The 14758-nt window shown below is 73.7% G+C and carries 12 protein-coding genes and 1 pseudogene; 5 read left to right on the top strand and 8 right to left on the bottom strand.

The annotated features are described in order from the left end of the window. Positions 1-53 precede the first annotated feature (53 nt). On the bottom strand, positions 54-1694 hold the full coding sequence (locus ACGFI9_RS27090; RefSeq protein WP_393182245.1) for an ABC transporter substrate-binding protein: 1641 nt from the start codon (positions 1692-1694) through the stop codon (positions 54-56). A gap of 431 nt (positions 1695-2125) precedes the next feature. Here ACGFI9_RS27090 and ACGFI9_RS27095 point away from each other — a divergent pair, with 431 nt between their 5' ends. Then, positions 2126-2860, top strand: a complete 735-nt coding sequence (locus ACGFI9_RS27095; protein WP_393182247.1) for a PIG-L deacetylase family protein — start codon at positions 2126-2128, stop codon at positions 2858-2860. A gap of 100 nt (positions 2861-2960) precedes the next feature. Here ACGFI9_RS27095 and ACGFI9_RS27100 read toward each other — a convergent pair whose 3' ends face one another. From ACGFI9_RS27100 to ACGFI9_RS27110, 3 genes are read right to left on the bottom strand one after another with little or no spacing between them, the layout of a single operon-like run. Then, entirely contained in the window at positions 2961-3182 is a 222-nt protein-coding gene (locus tag ACGFI9_RS27100; RefSeq protein ID WP_393182249.1) for an LPXTG cell wall anchor domain-containing protein, read from the bottom strand. A gap of 31 nt (positions 3183-3213) precedes the next feature. Beyond that, positions 3214-3894, bottom strand: a complete 681-nt coding sequence (locus ACGFI9_RS27105; RefSeq protein ID WP_393182251.1) for a response regulator — start codon at positions 3892-3894, stop codon at positions 3214-3216. 2 nt (positions 3895-3896) lie between these two features. Then, the gene (locus tag ACGFI9_RS27110) at positions 3897-5084 is read right to left on the bottom strand and encodes an ATP-binding protein (RefSeq protein WP_393182493.1); all 1188 of its coding nucleotides are present in this window, start codon (positions 5082-5084) and stop codon (positions 3897-3899) included. Positions 5085-5337: 253 nt separating this feature from the next. Between ACGFI9_RS27110 and ACGFI9_RS27115 the strand changes: the two genes are divergently transcribed. The 3 genes and pseudogenes from ACGFI9_RS27115 to ACGFI9_RS27125 all read left to right on the top strand — a co-directional run bounded on the left by ACGFI9_RS27115 (position 5338) and on the right by ACGFI9_RS27125 (position 9321). Then, entirely contained in the window at positions 5338-7137 is a 1800-nt protein-coding gene (locus ACGFI9_RS27115) for a PspC domain-containing protein (RefSeq protein ID WP_393182253.1), read from the top strand. Beyond that, positions 7134-7317, top strand: a pseudogene (locus ACGFI9_RS27120) (hypothetical protein); the annotation flags it as partial. The gene ACGFI9_RS27115 and the pseudogene ACGFI9_RS27120, both read left to right, overlap by 4 nt. 756 nt (positions 7318-8073) lie before the next feature. Continuing rightward, entirely contained in the window at positions 8074-9321 is a 1248-nt protein-coding gene (locus tag ACGFI9_RS27125; RefSeq protein ID WP_393182255.1) for a phosphatidylserine decarboxylase, read from the top strand. 63 nt (positions 9322-9384) lie between these two features. Here the strand turns inward: ACGFI9_RS27125 and ACGFI9_RS27130 are convergent, their stop codons facing one another. From ACGFI9_RS27130 to ACGFI9_RS27140, 3 genes are all read right to left on the bottom strand, one after another. Then, a complete protein-coding gene (locus ACGFI9_RS27130) occupies positions 9385-10296 on the bottom strand; it encodes a CDP-alcohol phosphatidyltransferase family protein (protein WP_393182257.1) in 912 nt (303 codons plus the stop codon). A 345-nt stretch (positions 10297-10641) separates the two neighbouring features. After that, positions 10642-11553 carry an NUDIX hydrolase gene (locus ACGFI9_RS27135; RefSeq protein WP_393182259.1) on the bottom strand — a complete coding sequence of 304 codons (912 nt, stop codon included), beginning with the start codon at positions 11551-11553 and terminating at the stop codon, positions 10642-10644. Positions 11554-11683: 130 nt separating this feature from the next. After that, positions 11684-12631: an NUDIX domain-containing protein gene (locus ACGFI9_RS27140; RefSeq protein ID WP_393182261.1), complete on the bottom strand. Its 948-nt coding sequence runs from the start codon at positions 12629-12631 to the stop codon at positions 11684-11686. A gap of 145 nt (positions 12632-12776) precedes the next feature. Here ACGFI9_RS27140 and ACGFI9_RS27145 point away from each other — a divergent pair, with 145 nt between their 5' ends. Beyond that, positions 12777-13169: a PspC domain-containing protein gene (locus tag ACGFI9_RS27145; RefSeq protein ID WP_393182263.1), complete on the top strand. Its 393-nt coding sequence runs from the start codon at positions 12777-12779 to the stop codon at positions 13167-13169. Positions 13170-13176: 7 nt separating this feature from the next. Here the strand turns inward: ACGFI9_RS27145 and guaA are convergent, their stop codons facing one another. After that, entirely contained in the window at positions 13177-14730 is a 1554-nt protein-coding gene (gene guaA, locus ACGFI9_RS27150) for a glutamine-hydrolyzing GMP synthase (protein ID WP_393182265.1), read from the bottom strand. Positions 14731-14758 lie beyond the last annotated feature (28 nt).

A 14758-nucleotide genomic window follows, 5' to 3' on the forward strand; every position in this document is an offset into this window, starting at 1 on the left:
CCCGGGTCGGGCTCACCGGTAGGCGAGCCCGACCCGGGGTCAGACCGTTCGGATCAGAGCTCGACCGAGGTGATGTCGAGCTCGCCGACGTTGGTCAGCTCCATCTTCTTGATCTTCTCCGAGTGGCCGGACTGCTGGCCACCGAAGTAGATCGGCATCGACGGGACGTCCTGGTCGATGATCTTGACAGCCTCAGCGAACTTCTTGTGCGACTCCTCGAGGCTGGGGGCCGCGGAGGCCTCCTTGGCGAGGGCGTTCACCTGGTCGTTGCTGTACAGACCGTCGTTCGAGGAGCCACCCTTGACGTAGAGCGGGTTGACCCAGTTCTCCACGTCCGGGTAGTCCTGCTGCCAGCCGGCACGGTAGGCGCCGGTCATCTTGTGGGCGTTGATGTTCTGGCGGAAGACCGCGAAGGTCGGCACGCCGACGGCGACCGCGTCGATGCCCAGGTTGGTCTTGATCTGCTGGGCGACGGCCTCCATCCACTCCTTGTGGCTGGCGTCCGCGTTGTAGGACAGGGTCAGCTTGCCCTTGAAGCCACCGGCCTCGGCGAGCAGCTTCTTCGCCTCTTCGACGTTGAACTGGCAGGCGGTGCAGTTGCCCGGCTCGGCGCCCGGGGTCAGCGGGTTCGCCCAGCTGTCGGCCGGCTTGCGGTTACCGAAGAAGATCTTGTCGGTGATCTCCTGCCGGTTGATCGAGAGCGAGATCGCCCGACGCAGCTTCGGGTTCTTGAACTTCGGGTCGTAGATCGGGAAGGCGATGATGCCCGTCACCGGGGTGGTCGAGGAGATCGCCCGGTCGCCCAGGTCGCTCTTCCACTTGTCACCGGCCAGCGAGGAGACCGGAACCTGCTGCTGGAAGTCCAGGTTGCCCGACACCAGGTCGTTGTAGGCGGCGGTGTCGTCCTGGTAGATCTTGACGGTGACGTCCTTGATCTTCATCTTGTCGCGCAGGCTGTAGTCGTCGAAGCGGGTCAGCTTGATCTCGACGTCGTCCTGCCACGAGACGAACTTGACCGGGCCGTTACCGATCGGGTTCTTACCGAACTTCGTCGGGTCGGCGAAGAAGGCGTCCGGCAGCGGCATGAAGGCGCTGTAGCCGAGCTTGGTCGGGAACACCGCGGTCGGCGCGGAGAGGGTGACCTCGAAGGTGGTGTCGTCGATGACCTTGAGGCCCGACATCTCCTTGGCCTTGGGCTCCGGGGCCTTCTGCGGGCCGTCCGGGCCGTCCGGGTCCTCGGTGAAGGTGTCGCTGAAGCCCTGGATGTCCGCGAAGAAGCTGGCGTTCTGCGCGCCGTTCGGGCCGTAGGCCGCCCAGTTCCAGGCCTTGACGAAGTTCTCGGCCTTGACGGTGGTGCCGTCGTGGAACTTGGTGTTCGGCTTGATCTTGATCTTGAAGACCTTGGAGTCGCTCGTGTCGATCGACTCGGCCAGCGCGTTCTGCGGCGCGCCACCGTTGTTCGGGTACTCGACCAGGCCGGTGAACAGCCAGTCGATGATCTTGCCGCCACCGGTCTCGGTGGTGTTCGCCGGAACCAGGGGGTTCTCCGGCTGGGTGCCGTCGATGACGATGGCGCCGTCCTTGCTGGCGCCGGCGTCGCCACCGTCGTTGTTCCCGCTTGAGCAGCCGGACGCGATGAGCGCGAACGCCGCGCCCACCGCGAGCGCGCCGCTCGCCCGCTTCGAGACTCTCATTCCGAGGGGCCTCCTCTTTCTAACCTGGTTCCGTCGTGGGTTTCACGCACGCTTGGGGGGTGACACCACCGACGACCCGAACCACAGGTCGCCGGTTTACCGCAGAGGAAATCGGGACACCCCAGGGGTACCGATCCGCCGGGCACCACACCCTCGACGAAAGACACCGCGCAGGGTTGACGGCCACGCGGCGTCACGCGGAGGCGACGGCACGTGGTCGGCAGGCCCGACGAGGTGCCTCACACCAGGGGTGAGGTGCTGCCACTGTGACACTCACCGGCCCATTCCGTGAAGGTGCCGTTATCAAGCCGTTAGTTGGCCGCCACGTTGCCGATACTTGAGAAAAGATCATGAAACGACCTGGTCATACGGCGCTGAACAGGCGAGACAGCACCACACCGGGCATGCCCTGACGCGTAGGCTCGACCCCTGTGACCTTTCCTGCCTCCGCTCCCGTCCTTCCGGACGTCCGCCGGGCCCTGGCGGTTTTTGCCCATCCGGATGATGTCGACTTCGGCTGTGCGGGCACCATAGCCGGCTGGGTGGAGGAGGGCATCGAGGTGGCCTACCTGATCGTCACCCGGGGAGACTCCGGCGGGTTCGACGACACCCCCCGGGAGGAGATGCCGGCCCGGCGCGAGGCCGAGCAGCGGGCGGCGGCGGCCGCGGTCGGCGTACGCCGGGTCGATTTCCTCGACGGTCACCGCGACGGCACCCTCACCCCCAACCTGGAGCTGCGCCGCCAGATCAGCGCGGCGATCCGCCGGTTCCGGCCGGACCGGGTGCTGACCAGCTCGCCGCTGCGCCGCTGGGAGCACCTGACCGGTCCGAGCCACCCCGACCACCTGGCCGTCGGCGAGGCGGCCACCTGCGCCGTCTACCCGGACTCCCGCAACCGCTTCGCCTTCCCGGACCTGCTCGCCGAAGGGCTGGAGCCGTGGGTGGTCCGGGAGATCTGGTACGCGGGCGGCCCCGGACCGGACCACGTCGTCGACGTCACCGACCAGGTCGACCGCAAGATCGCCGCGATGCGGGCGCACCTGTCGCAGACCGCGCACCTGGACGTCGAGACCTGGGTACGCGACCGGCTCACCACGATGGCCGACAACGGCGGGCTCCCCGACGGCCGGCTGGCCGAGGCGTTCACCGTGCTGCGCACCGAGTGAGCCGGGCCGGGCACCGGGTGATCGCAACCGGTCAGGCGTACCCGGAAAGCGCGCGGCCCCGGCGCCACGCGGGACGCCGGGGCCGGACGGACCGCTCGGGTCAGGCGGTGAAGCGGACCTTGCGCCGCCGGACGACCAGCACGGTGACCGCGCCGGCGGCCAGCAGCAGCACGCCGGCGGTGGCGGCGGCGGCGATCGGCGAGCCGGTCAGCGGCAGCGCCCCGCCCTGGCTGGCCGGGAGGTCGACGGCGCGGGGCTGCCGGCCGGGGTCGACGAGAGAACGCGACGGGCCATTATGGACGATTCGATGATCATTTGTCATCCCCCGGTGGGGACGCCCGGAAACAACCGGGTCAGACCAGCCGACGGTCGGCCGCCCACCGGGACAGCTCGTAGCGGTTGGACATCTGGAGCTTGCGCAGCACGTTGGAGACGTGCGTCTCGACCGTCTTGATCGAGATGAACAGCTCCTTCGCGATCTCCTTGTACGCGTACCCCCGGGCCAGCAGCCGCAGCACCTCGCGCTCGCGGTTGGTGAGCTGGTCCAGCTCCGGGTCGGCCACCGGCGCGTCCGGCCGGGCCGCGAAGGCGTCCAGCACGAACCCGGCCAGCCGCGGGCTGAACACGGCGTCGCCGTCGGCCACCCGGCGGATCGCGTCGGTCAGCTCGTCCGGCGAGATGGTCTTCGTGACGTACCCCCGGGCGCCGGCCCGGATCAGCCCGATCACGTCCTCGGCCGCGTCGGAGACGCTCAACGCCAGGAACCGCACCTGCGGGTGGGTACGCCGCATCGCCTCCAGCACGGCCCGGCCGCCGCCGTCCGGCATGTGCACGTCGAGCAGCACCACGTCCGGCTGGGTCGCCGCGATCCGGGTGACCGCCTCGGCCACCGTGCTCGCCTCCCCCACCACCTCGACGTGCGCGCCCAGCTCCGCGCGTACGCCCGCCCGGAACATCGCGTGGTCGTCGACGAGGAACACCCGCAGCCGCCCGTCCCGGGCCGCCGCCGGGTCGACCGCTCCCTGCTCCGCCATCGTCATCTGTCCCTTTCCGCCGTGGAGCCGTTGCCGCCGCTGATCGGTAGGATCAGCCGGACCTCGGTCCCCTCCCCCGGCCCGGACCGGATCTCCGCCCGGCCACCGTGCCGCTTCATCCGCCCGATGATCGAGCCTCGGACGCCGTGCCGGTGATCCTCCACGGTATCCGGGTCGAAGCCCTTGCCCCGGTCCCGCACGAAGACGCTCACCTGGTCCGGCTCCACCTCCGCGTAGAGCGAGACGGTGCGTACCCCGGCGTGCCGGGCCGCGTTCACCAGCGCCTCGCGGGCCGCGGCGACCAGGGCGCCGACCCGCTCGTCGGTCTCCCGGTCACCCACCACCACCGCCTCGACCGTGATCGCGAAGGTGTCCTCCACCTCGGCGGCGGCCTGCTCCAGTGCGGCGGCGAAGCGCTCCGTCGGCGAGGCGGTCGGTTTGTAGAGCCAGTTCCGCAGGGACCGCTCCTGACCACGGGCCAGCCGCTGCACCGTCTTGACGTCGCTCGCGTTGCGCTGGATCAGGGCCAGGGTGTGCAGCACCTGGTCGTGCACCATCGCGGCCAGCTCGGCCCGCTCCTGCTCCCGGATCCGCCCCTCGCGCTCCGAACGGAGCTGGTTCCAGGTGCGCCAAAGCACCGGACCGGTCACCACGCCGACCCCGGCCAGGCCCACCAGCGCGAAGATCACGCCGTTGAGCACGGCGTCGAAGTTCTGCGCCGGCGAGTAGACCGCGGCCACGCCGATGATGCCGACGGCGACGAGCACCCCGCCGCCGATGAAGCGGAGCACGAACGCCCGGCGGTCGCTCTCCTCCACCACCGCGCCCAGCCAGGGCACCGCCATGGACCCGCCCCACTGCCGGCGGCGCTCGGGCGCGGACTGGTGCCAGATCACCCCGGCGCCGACCGCGATGATCGCGACCAGCCAGCCGGCGGTGCCGGCCGCGCCGACCGAGTGGAAGGCCATCACCTGGATCATGAGCACGCCCAGCCCGATGGCGACGAAGGGCAGCAACTGGCCGAGGTCGCGGCGGGGCGGGACGGCGGTGTCGCCGGGCCGCAGCGGGACGACCGCCCAGAACGCGGCGTACAGGAGCAGTCCGAGACCGTTCAGCCCGAGCAGCACCATGAAGGCGATCCGGACGCGGAGCACCGAGATGCCGAGGTGCTCGGCGATACCGGCGGCCACCCCGGCGGCCAGCCGGTGCTCGGTGGCCCGGTAGAGCCGCGGGGGGTGCGGGGTGACGGTGCTGCTGATCGGAGGCTCCCGGTTCGGGTGACGGTGGGGACGCCGGCCGGCGCCGGTGCCGTCCCGATCGTCACACGGCCGGACCTGTCCGGGCCACGGGGACGCCCCCGACATTCGGGGTCCCGGGATCTCAGGGTGGCGTCAGGGTCGGGTCCGGAGGACGCTCGGGCGGCGGGGCAGCAGGATCGGAGGCATGACCGAGGAAGCTGCCCGTCCGCCCCGACCCGGGGCGGCAGCACAGGACGGGCCACCGCCACCCCCGCCGCCGGGGCCGGCGCCCACCGCCGCCGACTCCGCGGCGCCCCCGCCACCCGGCGCGCCGAGCGCCGGTTCCGCGCCGTTCGCCGGGCCGCCACCCGGCGGGTACGCCCCACCGCCCGGCGGCGCCGGCTTCACCTCCCGGTACGGGCTGGTCCGCCCCCGCGAGGGCCGGTACCTCGCCGGGGTCTGCGCGGCCATCGGCCGGGCCACCAACACCGACCCGGTGCTGTGGCGGGTGCTCCTGGCCGTGCTGGGCTTCTTCGGCGGAATCGGCATTCTGGTGTACGTCACCGCCTGGCTGATCATCCCCGGCGAGGGCGACACCGCCTCCCCGGTGGAGTCGATGCTGGGCCGGGGCCGGTCGAGCATGTCCCCGGTCACCGTGATCGTGCTCAGCATCGTGGTCGCGGTCGGCTTCGGCTACGTGGTCACCAACGCGTTCCGGGCGATCCTGCTCGGCGCCGTGATCCTGATCGGCGGCGCGCTGCTGCTCAACCGCGACCAGCGCGGCCCGGCGGCGGGGCAGCCGGCGACCGGCACGCCGCCGTCGGCCTGGCCGCCGTCCGCTCCGCCCGCCGCCACCACCGCCGGCCCGGCCTGGTCCGGCGCCGGTGCGCCGGCGGCGACCGGCGCGGCGGGCACCGCCCCGGGCCAGGGCGACACCGCCTGGCGGGAGAGCCCCCCGGGCGCCACGACCCCGGCGGCGGCCACCGCCGCACCGGCGGACTGGTCGACCGGGCAGCCGACCACCGCGCCGGCGGAGGCCGGGCCGGCCTGGCCCGGCGCGGACCTCACCACCGCCCCGGAAGCCGTCCCCCCGGCCGCGCAGCCGGCCTGGCCGGCGGCCGGGTACCCGGCCGAGCCCGGCTCCGGCGCGCGTTCGGGCGAGGTGTGGACGGCGCACGTCGCGCCGGCCCCGTCCGGTCCGGCGCCGGCCTGGCCGGGCGCGCCGACGACCGGCGCCCCGGTCGGCGAGCCGATCTCCGTACCGCCGCCGGCGCCGGTGGGCGCGCCGCTGCCACCCGGCGGCTACCGGCCGCCGTTCGCGCCGCACGGCCCGTACGCCGGGCCGACCCCGCCGCCGGCCCCGCCCCGCCCGGCACGTCCGCCGAAGCGGCCGAAGGAGCGTTCCGCGCTGGGCGCGGTGACCTTCTCGCTGATCTTCCTGGCGCTGGGCGCGGTGGGCGTGCTCGACCTGCTCGACGTCTTCCCGGTCGGGGCGGCCGGATACTTCGCCGCGGCGCTGGCCACCATCGGGCTCGGGCTGCTGGTGGGCACCTGGTTCGGCCGGGCCCGCTGGCTGATCGCCCTCGGCCTGGTGACCGCGGCGGCGCTCGGCATCGCCACCGTCGCCGAGTCCTACGACCGGGTACGCGGGATCGACGGGAACGTCACGTGGGCCCCGACCGACTACCGTGACCTGGCGACCCGCTACCAGAACAACTTCGGGGACGCGGTGCTCGACCTGCGCGCGATCGACTTCGACAAGAAGGACACGCAGATCGCCGTGGAGGTCAACTTCGGTCAGGCCACGGTGGTCGTACCGCCCAACGTCGACGTCACCACGATGGCCGACGTGAACGCGGGCGACGCCACCGTCTTCGGCCGGCGCACGGGCGGGCTGAACCGCCCCCAGTGGGAGACCACCGACCTCGGCCCGGACGGTCCTGGCGGCGGCACCCTGCGGCTGCTCATCCGGGTGAACGCCGGAGATCTGGAGGTGACCCGGTGAAGGCCCACCGCACCGACCTCGTGTCGTTCGCCTTCGGGCTGACCTTCCTGGCCCTGGCTGTCTGGTGGCTGCTCGCCCGGATCCTCGGCCTCACCCTGCCGCCGGTGGGCTGGTTCCTGGCCGGCGCGCTGCTCCTGATCGGACTGCTGGGGCTCGTCGGCGCGCTGCGCTCCGGCCGGCACCACAAGGAGTCCGCCGACCGGCAACCGGAGGCCACGGTCACGGCGCCCTACGTGGACGGCACCCCGACCACCGGCGGGCCCAGCGGCCCGGAGGCCGACGAGTGGGCCACGGACGCGGTCATCGACGACCGGGTCGAGGCCCGGGAGGACCTCCCGTTCTCCGGCGAGCCGCACTGGTCCCCGTCCGCACCGCTGTCGGGCGCCGCCGAGCCGGCGACCCGCGAGCTGCCCCGGACCGCGGCGGACCGGGCCGACGACGCGGAGCCGCCGACCCGCGAGCTGCCCGCGACGGCCCCGGCGGAGGACAGCGGGCCGGCGACCCGGGAACTGCCGGCGACGGAGGCGGGCCCGGCCGGGGACGCCACCACGACGACGCGGGAACTGCCGGCGACCGGGGCGGGCCCGGCCGGGGACGCCGGGCCGGCGACCCGGGAACTGCCGGTGGCGGACGCTCCGGAGCCGCCGGGCGGCGGCCAGCGGCCCCCGGGGGGCGGCCCGGACCGGCCGGCGGGCTGACCCACGGCGGTGCGGCGCCCCGCAGGCGGCGCATATGCTGGCTGGCGGAGACCTCGTCTCCGCCGGCCGGCCCACCCCCGTGGTGCCCGGCTGTCCGGGTCGCGGCGCGGCGTCAGGCGCGCCGAGCCCGGATGGCCGTAGCCGCGGCCGGCGCTCCCGGTCGGCGCCTCGGCCGGCCAGCGCGCCGTGGCGGTCCCGCCGCGTCCCCGTCGCCACCTGAGTCAGGAGCCCGTCCGACATGACCCAGTCCCCCGCCGTGCGCACCCCCGGGACGTCCGGTCCGGTCCGCATCGGCGAGCGCGCCGCCCGTACCCTCGTCTCCGAGCTCGCCCGACGCAACGATTCGAAGGCCGGCCTGCTGGTCGGCGCGACCCCGGACTCCGCGGTGCTCGCCGCGGCGATCGAGGCGCTGCTCCCCGGTGACCGGCTCACCGTGGTGCCGGCGGAGGGCGCCGCCGCGGCGGCGCTCCGCGAGCACGTGACGGCCCAGGGCCGCTGGGTGGCCGACCGGGTACGGGTCGCCGACACCCTGGCGGAGGCGGACGCGGCCGAGGTGGTCATCGCCGCCGAGCCGTTCACCGGCACCGCCGACGAGGCCCGGGTGGCCATCGACGGGCTGTCGAAGTACCTGAGCGAGGGGGCAGTGCTCAGCGTGGCCGCGCCGGTGTTCCGCACCGAGGGGGCCGGCGCCGAGCTGGACCGGCAGGGCGTGCTGCACGGCGTCCGCACCGACGTGGTGCTGCGCAACTCCCCGCCGGTACGGGTGCACCACCTCCGCTTCACCCCGGCCGGCGCGGCGCTGGCGGCCACGCTCTCCCCGGCGTACCGGCCGTCGAGCGTGCCGCTGACCCGGGGCATGCACATCGACTCGAACGGGGTCGCGGCGGCCGGCATCAGTCTCGGCCTGGCGGCGCTGGCCAAGGCGGCCCGGCCGAAGTCGAAGCTCTGGCTGCTCCCCGCGCTGGCCGCCGCGCCGGTGGCCGCGTTCTTCCGGGACCCGGAGCGGGACGTCCCGGAGGACCCGTCGGCCGTGGTCGCCGCGGCGGACGGCCAGGTCCTCTCGGTCCAGCGGCTGCACGACGAGCGCTTCGGCGACGGGGAGTGGCTGCGGATCGCGGTCTTCCTGTCCGTGCTGGACGTGCACGTCAACCGGGCGCCGGTGGCCGGCAAGGTGGTCGACTACTTCGTCGCGGACGGCGGTTTCGTCAACGCCATGAAGCCGGACGCCGAGCACAACGTGGCGGCGTACACGGTGCTGGAGACCGAGCACGGCACGGTGGTGGTGGCGCAGCGCACCGGGCTGATCGCCCGGCGGATCGTGCAGCGGGCGCCGGTCGGCGCGCTGCTGGCCAAGGGCGAGCGGTTCGGCCTGATCCGGTTCGGCTCGCGCACCGACGTCTACCTGCCGGTGGCGGCGGCCGAGCCGCTGGTGGGCCCGGGCGACAAGGTGGTCGGCGGCGCGACGGTGATCGCCCGCTGGGTGTGATCCGCCACCGACACGAAGAAGGGGCGCCGCTCGTCGCGGCGCCCCTTCTGCTTTGCTGTCGGGTCAGGCGGTACGGCGCTGGCGCAGCCAGAGCACCGGGCCGCTGACCAGGTAGCCCACCACCACGAGGGCGAAGGTGAGCCGGATGTCGACCAGCGCGCCGACCACCGGGGCCAGCCAGATCCACGGCGGGAGCTTCACCAGCCGGGCCAGCTTCGCGTACGGGAAGCTGGAGACCATGGCGAAGGCGAGCAGCGCCACTCCGCCGACCATCACCAGGCCGGAGACCGGCAGCCCGATCGCCACGGTCAGCGCCAGCACGGCCGCCGCCATGGTGGTGGGCACGCCGCAGAAGAACCGGCCGTCCTTCGGCGAGACGTTGAACCGGGCGAGCCGGATCGCGGCGCAGGCCGCGACCAGGGCGCAGGCGACCGCGGCGGCCGCCGCCGGGGCCGAGCCGGCCAGGGAGGCGTAGACCACGACCGGGGCGGCGAGACCGAACGAGCACATGTCGGCCAGCGAGTCCATCTGGGCGCCGAACGGGCTGGCCACGCCGAGCTTGCGGGCGAGCGCGCCGTCCAGGCCGTCGAACGCGACGCAGGCGATCAGGCAGAGCGCGGCAACCCGGACCTCGCCCTGCATGGCCAGGAAGATCGCCAGCATGCCGAGCATCAGGCTGCTCAGGGTGCAGGCGTTGACCAGGGCGAACTTCGCCCGGCGGGCGGCCGTCCGGTCGCCCGGCAGGAGCGGGATCGACATCGCCGGCGCCTCGTCGACCGGCGCGGCGGGGGCCAGCGCCGGGCTGACCGGCATCACCGCCTCGACCTCCGCCTCGAACCGCCCGTAGCGGCGACGCTGGCGGTCGGTCCAGCGGTGGTCGGGGGTGACCAGGTCGGTCGCGGCTACGGCGGCGCCGTCCCGGCGGCCCACCCGGACCAGCAGCACCTGGCGGGCGAACGTGCTGCTGCGGCGCAACCTGCCCGCCCAGCGACGCCCTGCGGGGCGCGGACTGTCAGTCGTACGACGCCGGCGCCATGGGGCTCTCGGCACGTTTCCTCCATCACCGGATCGGGTGACCGCCACGGAGGCGGGCGTCCGGCTCTCTCGTGCCGGACCTTTCGGGCCCGGCAGCCCATTTGCGGAGTACACCATTGCACAGGGGATAGGGGCTTGGCGATAGCTGCCGGCGGTACTTATAGCTCTCTTAACCGCGCGAACCGCTCAGTTGTTCCCATCTCGGGCTCCATCGCCCGTTTTCGCCGGCCAACCCTAACTACCGACTGTACCGGAGGTGCCCCAGGGCGGCCCGGGGAGCGGGCGCTACCTCCCCCGCTGTCCGGTTGCCAGCGCGGCCACGTCGGTCATCCGCAGCCCGCCGACGCGGTCAGGCGCGAACCAGGCGGCGCGCGCGGTGGAGCCGCCGGCGAGTTCGGTCACCACCGCCTCGGTGGGGGCGTCGACGCGGACCCGGTAGATGACCCGCACCCCGTGCCAGTCCAGCGGCCGCCCCTCCGGGCCGAGCGCGGCCGGGTTGTGCAGGTTGTCCACGGCCAGCAGGCCGGTCACCCGCCCGAGCTGGCCGGCCTCCTCCACCAGCTCGCGGAGCAGCCCGGCCGCCGGCTGCTCGCCGTGGTCGGTGCCCCCGCCAGGCAGGTGCCACTTCCCGGCCCCCGGGTAGCCCTCGGCGATCATGGTGAGCAGCACCCGGCCGGCCGGGTCGGTGACCAGCCCGTACGCCGCGAAACGCTGGCGACGGTCGGTCGGCAGCGGCGGGAACGGCGCCTGCCGCCGCCGGGCGGCGTGCTCCGGCAGCGGGTCGACGGCCAGGCCGAGCGCGTCGGCGGTGAACGGCAGCAGCGGCAGCTCGCGGGCCTCGTCGAGGGTGCACCAGCGGGCCAGGTCCGTGGTGTTGTCCGGTTCGTCGCGGAGGGTGCCACCGGTCGCCGTCACGTCGAAGACGATCCGGTCGGTGTGCAGGGCGACGCCGAGCTCGGCGTACCGGCTCACGTCGGCGACCGCGTCGCGCAGCCCGGCCACCCGGACGGTCAGCCCGGTCTCCTCGGCGAACTCGCGCACCACGGCGGCCTCGGGGTGCTCGGCGTGCTCCAGGCCGCCTCCCGGCAGCTGCCACACCCCCGGAAAGTCGGCACGCGCCGACCCCCGCACCAACAGCACCCGCCCGGCCGGGTCCCGCAGCACCCCGTACGCCCCGATCCGCCGCCGCTCCTCCACCCCACACCCCTCGTCATCCCGCTCGCCGCCCGCCCGTCGCCGTCGATCATGAACCTATTGCCCGTCGGAGCGGCGTGTCGTGGCAATAACTTCATGATCGCCGGAAACCGGGCGGCGAGCGGGAGGAGGGTCAGATGAGTTGGGCGGCGTGGACGGCTTCGGCGGTGACCTCGGTGAGGCGGTCGGTGGGGAGGGCGCCCAGCTCCTCGCGGCGGAACCAGCGGGCCTCGCAGGTGGAGCCGCCGACGTCGGCCACCGTGGGCGGGGCCGGCTGGTCGACGACCACCCGGTAGAAGGCGCGTACGCCGTGCCAGTCGATCGGGTAGCCCTCGGGGCCGAGCGAGGCGGCGTCCCGGTGGCTGGCCACCCCGAGCAGCTCGACCAGGCGGCCGGTCTGCCCGGTCTCCTCGACCAACTCGCGGATCAGCGCGGCGCCCGGCTGCTCGCCGTAGTCGGTGCCGCCGCCCGGCAGGTGCCAGCAGCCGGCGCCCGGGTACCCGTCGGAGACCCGGGTGAGCAGCACCCGCTCCTCCGGGTCGGTCACCACCGCGTACGCGGCGAAGCGCTGCGCCCGGTGCAGCCCGTCCGGGCCGGGGACCGCGTAGAACGAGGGGAACTCCGGCACCTCCTCCGGCACGATGTCGTCGGTGGAGGTGGGCAGGCCCAGGGCGCGCGCGGTGAACGACCGCAGCGGCAGCTCCCGGGCCTCGTCGAGGGTGAACCAGCGGGCCAGGTCGGTGGGGCGGTCGACCCGCTCGGTGAGCGTGCCGCCCCGCACCGAGACCGTGTAGAGCAGGCGGTCGGTGTGGATCGTGATGCCGCGCTCGGGCAGGGCCCGCATGTCGGCGATGACGTCCCGGAGGCCGGACACGGCGACCGAGAGGCCGGTCTCCGCCGCGGTCTCCCGCACCACCGTGTGGTTGGGGTCCTCACCGTGGTCGACCGCCCCGCCGGGCAGCGACCAGGTGCCGGGGGTGCCGGAGCGCTCCGATGCGCGGACCAGCAACACTCGGTCGTCTGAATCAGCACAAACTGCGTATGCCGCGATCCTGCGGAGCGGCTCCAGCAAGGTGGTCACGGGAGAAAATTCTCCCCCGCACCGGTTACCTCCATCGAAAACTGTCAGATTCCTGACTCTTGGCTGGCACCTCAGGGATCGGTCAGGGTAGGAGTCCGGGCGGTCACCGAGGTCGGCCGCCCGCCCCCCGCGGGACCGTGGGGACATGACCTCCACGAGCACCCCTCAAGCCCCGTACAAGCAGCTCCGCCGACCCGTCACGGACCGGATGATCGCCGGTGTGGCCAGCGGCGTCGGGCGTTACTTCGCGGTCGACCCCACCCTGGTCCGGGTGGTCTTCGCGGTCGCCACCGTGCTCACCGGCGGGCTGGCCGCGCTGGCGTACCCGATCATGTGGTTCCTGATGCCCGAGGAGCCGGCGAACGCGCCCGCCTGGCCGCACCCGGCGGGCACCACGCCCGGCTGGCCGCCCGTGCCGCCGGTGACCGCCGCCCCCACCGCGGGCGGACCGGCCCCGCAGCCGGGACCGGCCCCGCAGCCGACGCCGGAGCCGGCGCCCCGGCCGGCGCCTCAGCCGCCGACGCCGCCGGTGGCCTGAGCCGGGCTCACTCCCACTCGATGGTGCCCGGCGGCTTGCTGGTCACGTCCAGGACCACCCGGTTGACCTCGGCGACCTCGTTGGTGATCCGGGTGGAGATCCGGGCCACCACCTCGTACGGCAGCCGCGACCAGTCGGCGGTCATCGCGTCCTCGCTGGAGACCGGGCGCAGCACCACGGGATGCCCGTAGCTGCGCCCGTCACCCTGCACGCCGACGCTGCGGACGTCCGCCAGCAGCACCACCGGGAACTGCCAGACGCCCCGGTCCAGCCCGGCGGCGGTGAGCTCCTGCCGGGCGATCAGGTCGGCCTTGCGGAGCACCGCGAGCCGCTCCTCGTCGACCGCGCCGATGATCCGGATGGCCAGACCCGGGCCGGGGAACGGGTGCCGCCAGACCATCGCCTCGGGCAGGCCCAGCTCCAGGCCGATCGTGCGGACCTCGTCCTTGAAGAGCGTGCGCAGCGGCTCGACCAGGGCGAACTTCAGGTCCTCCGGCAGGCCGCCGACGTTGTGGTGGCTCTTGATGTTGGCGGTGCCGGTGCCGCCACCGGACTCCACCACGTCCGGGTAGAGGGTGCCCTGCACCAGGAACTCGACGTCGCCGTGCGAGGCGATCTCCCGGGCGGCGGCCTCGAAGACCCGGATGAACTCCCGGCCGATGATCTTGCGCTTCTGCTCCGGGTCGGTCACCCCCGCGAGGGCCCCGAGGAACCGCTCCCGGGCGTCGACCACCTTCAGCTTGATGCCGGTCGCGGCGACGTAGTCCTTCTCCACCTGCTCGGCCTCGCCGGCTCGGAGCAGGCCGTGGTCGACGAAGACGCAGGTGAGCTGGTCGCCGACGGCCTTGTGCACCAGCGCCGCGGCGACCGCGGAGTCGACGCCGCCGGAGAGGCCGCAGATGACCTCCTTGTCGCCCACCTGCTCCCGGATCCGGGCCACCTGCTCGTCGATGATGTTCTCGGGCGTCCAGGTGGGCTCGATGCCGGCGATGTCGTGGAGGAAGCGGGCGAGCATCTCCTGGCCGTGCGCCGTGTGCCCGACCTCGGGGTGGAACTGCACGCCGGCCCGGCGGCCGACCAGGTCCTCGAACGCGGCGACCGGCGCGCCCGCCGACTCGGCGGTCACGGTGAAGCCGGCCGGGGCCTCGGTGACGCAGTCGCCGTGGCTCATCCAGACCGGCAGGTCGTCCGGGAGGTCACGGAGCAGCACCCCGGCCTCCGGGCGGGCGTGCAGCGGGGTGCCGCCGTACTCCCGGTTGCCGGTCCGGGCCACGGTGCCACCGAGGGCCTGGGCCATCGCCTGGAAGCCGTAGCAGATGCCGAAGACCGGCACCCCGGAATCGAACATGCCGGCGTCGATCTGCGGGGCGCCCGGCGCGTAGACGCTGGACGGGCCGCCGGACAGGATGATCGCGGCCGGGTTCTTCGCCAGCATCTCGGACACCGGCATGGAATGCGGGACGATCTCCGAGTAGACCTTCGCCTCGCGGACGCGGCGCGCGATGAGCTGGGCGTACTGGGCTCCGAAGTCCACCACGAGGACGGGGCGAGGCGTGCTCATGCGCACAAAGCCTACCGACAGTCACCGC

This window comes from Micromonospora sp. NPDC048930, assembly GCF_043197935.1.
Classification (GTDB): domain Bacteria; phylum Actinomycetota; class Actinomycetes; order Mycobacteriales; family Micromonosporaceae; genus Micromonospora.